This is a genomic window from Pseudogracilibacillus amylolyticus (SeqCode), from assembly GCF_051918545.1.
Lineage (GTDB): Bacteria > Bacillota > Bacilli > Bacillales > Amphibacillaceae > Pseudogracilibacillus.
Window position 1 is genome coordinate 1 of the sequence record NZ_JBPPZG010000216.1, and the last position, 6,331, is coordinate 6,331.

At 36.9% G+C, this 6,331-nt stretch carries 4 protein-coding genes and 1 other RNA gene; 2 read left to right on the forward strand and 3 right to left on the reverse strand.

What is annotated here, in order from left to right:
- Positions 1-88 precede the first annotated feature (88 nt).
- Positions 89-1,360 carry a replication-associated recombination protein A gene (locus tag ACPYKA_RS17580; protein ID WP_479543511.1) on the forward strand — a complete coding sequence of 424 codons (1,272 nt, stop codon included), beginning with the start codon at positions 89-91 and terminating at the stop codon, positions 1,358-1,360.
- A 530-nt stretch (positions 1,361-1,890) separates the two neighbouring features.
- Complete coding sequence (locus ACPYKA_RS17585; RefSeq protein ID WP_479543508.1) at positions 1,891-2,541, forward strand: RsfA family transcriptional regulator; 651 nt, start codon at positions 1,891-1,893, stop codon at positions 2,539-2,541.
- Between the two features lie 64 nt (positions 2,542-2,605).
- Here the strand turns inward: ACPYKA_RS17585 and ssrS are convergent.
- The 3 genes from ssrS to hisS all read right to left on the reverse strand — a co-directional run bounded on the left by ssrS (position 2,606) and on the right by hisS (position 6,106).
- Positions 2,606-2,803: non-coding RNA, 6S RNA (ssrS, locus tag ACPYKA_RS17590), on the reverse strand.
- Positions 2,804-3,052: 249 nt separating this feature from the next.
- Positions 3,053-4,825, reverse strand: a complete 1,773-nt coding sequence (gene aspS / locus ACPYKA_RS17595; protein ID WP_479543509.1) for an aspartate--tRNA ligase — start codon at positions 4,823-4,825, stop codon at positions 3,053-3,055.
- Entirely contained in the window at positions 4,826-6,106 is a 1,281-nt protein-coding gene (hisS, locus tag ACPYKA_RS17600; RefSeq protein ID WP_479543510.1) for a histidine--tRNA ligase, read from the reverse strand. It abuts the gene before it with no gap.
- Positions 6,107-6,331 lie beyond the last annotated feature (225 nt).

Here is a 6,331-nt window from a genome sequence, read left to right on the forward strand (position 1 = left end):
GTTGTTCTTGCATTTTATCGCTTTTATGCATACGCTTAATTACAAAGATGATGAAAAAACTAATCTATTTATAAAAGGGCGAATTATGATGAATAAAAAACCATTAGCAGTTAGAATGAGACCGAATCATATTGATAAAATAATCGGACAAGAACACTTAGTTGGAAATGGGAAAATAATCCGGAGAATGGTCGAGGCCAACAGTATTGCTTCAATGATATTATTTGGTCCTCCGGGAACCGGAAAAACTTCTATGGCATATGCGATCGCTCAAAGTTTGTCCCTTCCAGTTAGAAAATTAAATGCCGTAGTCGACAGAAAGAAAGATATGGAGATTGTTGTAGAAGAAGCCAAAATGTCGGGACGAATCGTATTAATTCTAGATGAAGTTCATCGTTTAGATAAAGCAAAGCAAGATTTTTTATTACCGCATTTAGAAGACAATTTAATCACAATGATTGGATGTACTACTAGTAACCCGTACCACTCGATCAATCCAGCTATCCGTAGTCGTTGCCATCTATTTGAATTACACCCGTTAACTATTGAGCAGGTGATGGTTGCAATTAAACATACATTAAAAGATCCTGAAAATGGTTACGGGGCAGAAAATATTTCGATAACGGATGATGCTTTAAACCATTTTGCAAAAAGTTCAAACGGAGATTTACGTGCTGTTTTAAACGGACTAGAATTAGCAATCAGTTCCACTCCCGAAGATACTAATGGAATTATTCATATTGATTTAAACATCGCAGAAGAATGTATGCAAAAGAAAAGCTTTTCCCACGATAAAGGTGGAGATGCTCATTATGATGTATTATCCGCTTTTCAAAAATCAATTCGAGGAAGTGATGTGAATGCTTCCCTACATTATTTAGGTCGACTAATCGAAGCTGGTGATTTAGATAGTATTGCAAGAAGATTAATTGTTATTGCCTATGAAGATATTGGTCTAGCAAATCCTCAGGCAGGTCCAAGAGCTGTAGCTGCGGTAGAGGCTGCCGAGAGATTGGGTTTTCCTGAAGCACGCATTCCACTCAGTGTAGCCGTTTCCGAGTTAGCTTTATCACCAAAATCAAACACTGCTTATAAAGCGTTAGATGAAGCTTTAGCTGATATAAGAACTCGTCCAACTGGTGAGGTGCCTATCCATCTTAAAGATTCCCATTATAAAGGTGCAGCAAAATTAGGAAGAGGTATTGATTACAAATATCCTCACAACTATGATGGAAACTGGGTTTCACAACAATATTTACCTAATGAGATAAAAGATAAAGAATATTTTAAGCCAAATGATAATAGTAAATTTGAACGAGCGTTAAAGACAGTTTATGAAAACATTCAAAAAAAACGTTAAAGTCAGTTTATAATGAAGGACATAAGGTAAATCGATGAAGACATGATAAAGGGCCGAACTTAATCGTACATTCCTTCTGTAGGAGCTAGTGAAACACTCCCCTTCATTGGGGGAGACTTAAGTTAGGCATAAAGCCTATTTTGAATCGATGCTGACTTTTACCATATGGGTTTAAGTTGTGACTAAGCTTCATGTCTAAGCCATTCGGCAAGTTTTTTTACCGTGTCGTGGGGTGAAGGAAGTTGTACTGCAGCATTAGCGGTGGAGCTAGACGTAGATACTTTCAATCAAGTAACATACCTGCAGTCAGGCTAAAATATAATTTTCTATTTAATAAAAAATATTGAATGAGTATATTTCCTTTTTCGAACGGTCATAATAAAGATAAGTTGATAAAAAGCTACTTACAGTGGAGCTTTTAAACTAATGTAAATTCAGATAAAATCCGACACTATCTAATTTACAAATAGCAATATTATTAGATTTAGATAATAATATAAGACTGTTTAGCAAAAGGAGATGAAAAAAAGATGGCAAAAGTCAGACAAGACGCATGGTCCCATGAGGACGATTTGCTATTAGCTGAAACTGTTTTACGCCATATTAGAGAAGGTAGTACACAATTAAATGCATTTGAAGAAGTTGGTGATGAGCTTAATCGGACTTCTGCAGCATGTGGATTTCGCTGGAATGCGGAGGTACGGAATAAATACATTGATGCTATTGAACTTGCAAAAAGACAACGTAAAGAGAGAAAACGTGCCCAAGCTGCTCACATGAAAAAAAACCGGCAACATACTTATACGAAGCCTGTAGAAACAAGAACTTCATTAGTGATGGAACCACCTGAAACGTCAGAACTAACATTAGATCACGTGATTCATTTTTTACAATCTATCCAACAAGACTATTATGCTTCCAATCAATCAATGAAAAAAGCGGAGCATTTGCAAAAGGAGAATACGGATCTACACGAAGAAATAGCTTCATTAGAAAGAGAGCTATCGATTACAAAGAAAAAATTGACCACTGTAGAAGAAGACTATAAAACATTTATACAGATTATGGATCGGGCTCGAAAAATGGCTGTTTTAGATGATCAAGGCTCAATGAAATCCCCTGCTTTTAAAATGGACAAAAACGGGAACCTTGAACAATTTGCCCAAGGATCTTCAAATTAAATTATCTTCTCCATCGATGGAGAAGATAATTTTTTAACTCTACATTTAATTTTACATTTACAACATTAATCCCAATGATGCCGTCCAACATCGATTTTGATCCCGCTAAATGCAGGTGGGTGTTCTATTCTATACTTATTATCATCACGAGCAAATCATTTTTCAGATTCGAAGGATGCTAATAACCATATAGAAACAATCAAACTCCCTGTGTCCGTCTGTTAGGTCAAAATGATTTATCCAACGAACATATTAGGACTAATGTTTAAACTAACTATATCCTATCATATGAAAGCGTTTTAATCAACAAATAATTATCTTGAAATGCAAAATAATTTAGAATGTTCCTTCTTATAGCGGTAAATAAATTAGAATAGCCCTGTTCTTAGATGTTCTTGCTTGATAAACGAGAGGAACATTTTTATTTTTAACAGAGTTGTTGAAGAGCTGCTAAAGAGCTCTTCTCACTCTCTTTTCCTTGCAGCAAGATGATCCACCTTGCACAAGTAGTTTACTCTTCCTCTTTCATTACTTTAATATTTAATTCTTCTAATTGTGCTTCACTAACTTCTCCTGGTGCATCTGTTAACAGATCAGAAGCCGATGCTGTTTTTGGAAACAGAATCGTATCTCTAATATTTGTTTTGTTTGCTAAGAGCATAACCAATCGGTCTAAACCGAGAGCTACTCCACCATGCGGAGGTGCGCCATATTCTAAAGCATCGAGTAAAAAACCAAACTGCTCACGTGCGGACTCTTGTGTGAATCCAAGCACTTCGAACATCGTATCTTGCAACTCAGTTTGATTAATCCGGATTGATCCACCACCTAATTCATACCCATTTAACACGATATCATAGGCGTTAGCTCGAACATTTTCCGGTTCTGTCTTTAATTTATCAATGTCTTCGGCTACAGGAGATGTAAATGGATGATGTGCCGCAACATATCGTTTTGCATCCTCATCATATTCGAGCAATGGCCAATCAACTACCCACAAGAAATTAAACAATGAATCATCAATCAAGTTTAAGTCTTTTCCAAGTTTTAAGCGGAGAGCACCCAAGCTATCGTAAACAATCTTTGCCTTATCTGCACCGAATAATAATAAATCTCCATCTTCAACATTCGCACGTTCGAAAATCTGTGTTTTTTCTTCTTCAGAGAAAAACTTCGCGATCGGACCCGTCATATCTCCATCGGCAACTTTTACCCATGCTAACCCTTTAGCGCCATATGTCTTCACAAATTCAGTTAAGTCATTATCGATATCTTTTCGTGTAAACTGATTTGCGGCATCTTTTACGTTTAATAAACAAACTTTTCCACCACTTTTTGCCGGCCCACTAAATACTTTAAAATCACTGTTTTCTACTATATCTGTAACATGGACTAACTCCATGCCGAATCTTGTATCAGGTTTATCGGAACCAAATCGCGCCAAAGCATCATCATAACTTATCCGCTCAAACGGTGTCGTAATATCTTTATCTAACACATCTTTCATTAATCGCTTCATCATTTCTTCGATTAATTGAATAATATCTTCGCTCGTTAGAAAAGCAGTTTCTATATCGATTTGTGTAAACTCAGGCTGTCTATCTGCTCGTAAATCTTCATCACGAAAACAACGGGCAATCTGATAATAACGCTCAAACCCACTCATCATAAGCAGTTGTTTAAATAACTGCGGCGATTGTGGCAGTGCATAAAACTCACCAGGATGTACACGGCTTGGAACTAAATAATCACGTGCACCTTCCGGGGTACTTTTTGTTAATATCGGTGTTTCCATTTCTAAAAATTCATTGTCATTTAAAAAATTACGAACAGATTGTGTTATTTGATGACGAATCTTAAATGTCCGTTGCATATCTTCTCTTCTTAAATCTATATATCGATATTTTAACCGCAAATCTTCTGAAACATCTTGTGCTTCATGAATCAAAAATGGTAAGTTTTTTGACTTATTTAAAATGGAAACTTCAGAAACTGTCACTTCAATTTCCCCCGTTTTTAAATTAGGATTAACAGTTTCCGGATCACGCTTAATTACTTTTCCTTTTACCTCAATAACGAATTCACTTCTTAATGTTTCTGCTATTTGTAAAGCTTGTTTAGAATAATCTGGGTTAAAAACGATCTGGACAATCCCTGATTGATCACGTAAATCAATAAAGATTAGTTCTCCAAGATCTCGTCGGCGGTGTACCCAACCTTTTAAAGTTACAGTTTCACCTACATGATCAGTTCGTAATGTTCCTACTTTTAGTCGATCCATCATTTATTTACTACCTCCACATTTTTCTTTCATCGTTGTTACTAAGTTCTCAATAGACACTTCCATTTCTTCTCCTGTATCCATTTCTCTAACTTTAACAACATTGTTATCCAGTTCTTCTTCTCCTAAAATAACGACATGTTTTGCATTCAAGCGGTCTGCAGCTTTAAACTGAGCTTTTATTTTTCTACCTTGATAATCTTTATCTACTGTAAGTCCTGCCAGCCTTAATTCTTGAAGCAAGCGTACTGTTTGTTCTTGAACTTTTTCTCCAATAGAAATAAAGAAAATATCTAATTTATTTTCAATCGGTAATGTAACTCCTTCTGCCTCAAGTGCTAGCAGTAATCGCTCTAATCCCATTCCGAAACCTATACCTGGGGCACTTGGTCCGCCTAGTTGTTCAGCAAGTCCATTATATCGGCCGCCTCCTAACAAAGTAGTAATTGCGCCGAATCCTTCCGCCTCACTCATTATTTCAAAAGCAGTATGGTTATAATAATCCAGCCCTCTAACGAGCGTTGGATCAACTTCATAAGGAATTTCCATAATGTCCAAATAAGCCTTTACTTTATTAAAATACTCTCTTGATTCATCATTCAAGTAATCTAATACAGATGGTGCATTTTTCATTGATGGATGTTCATGATCTGTTTTACAATCCAAGATCCGTAATGGATTTTTCATTAAACGGCTTTTACAGTCTGAACAAAGCTCATCAATATGAGGAGTAAAGTGCTTGATTAGCGCCTGACGATGCGCATTTCTACTTTCTGTATCGCCTAGACTATTAATGATAAGTTTAATGGAGCGAAGGCCTAATTTTTTATAGGCAGTCATTGCCAGCGCAATAACTTCAGCGTCAACACTTGGATCGGCACTACCTAGCACTTCTACACCAAACTGATTCAGTTGTCTCATTCTGCCGTGTTGGGGACGTTCATAGCGAAACAATTGGTAAAAGTAGAATAATTTTGTTGGCTGAATTGGTGATCCGTACATTTTGTGTTCAATGTATGCTCTCACAATTCCTGCGGTGCCTTCTGGTCGTAAAGTTATACTTCGGCCACCTCTGTCTTCAAACGTATACATCTCTTTTTGAACGATGTCTGTTGTTTCTCCAACTCCACGTTGGAACACTTCTGTATGTTCAAATACAGGTGTTCGAATTTCTTCATAATTAAATGACTTACATATATCCTGTAATACCTTTTCTATATATTGCCATTTTCTTGTCTGTTCTGGTAACAAGTCAACTGTGCCACGTGGGGCTTTCATTTTCATCTTTTCGACCTCCATATCATATAATTTGTAAGGACAAGGTTTTCAAAAAAATTATTTGCAATAATATCCATAAACTGTTGAGTAGAGATGATTATAAACCTAGTCTCAGCATTGTTGATTTCCGCCTCCGGGCAGTTCGCTTTCCGTGGGCACGGCCTCAGCCTCCTCGCGGAAGAACACCGCTGCGGGGTCTTCGGACACGTGCTATTCCCACAGGAGTCGACT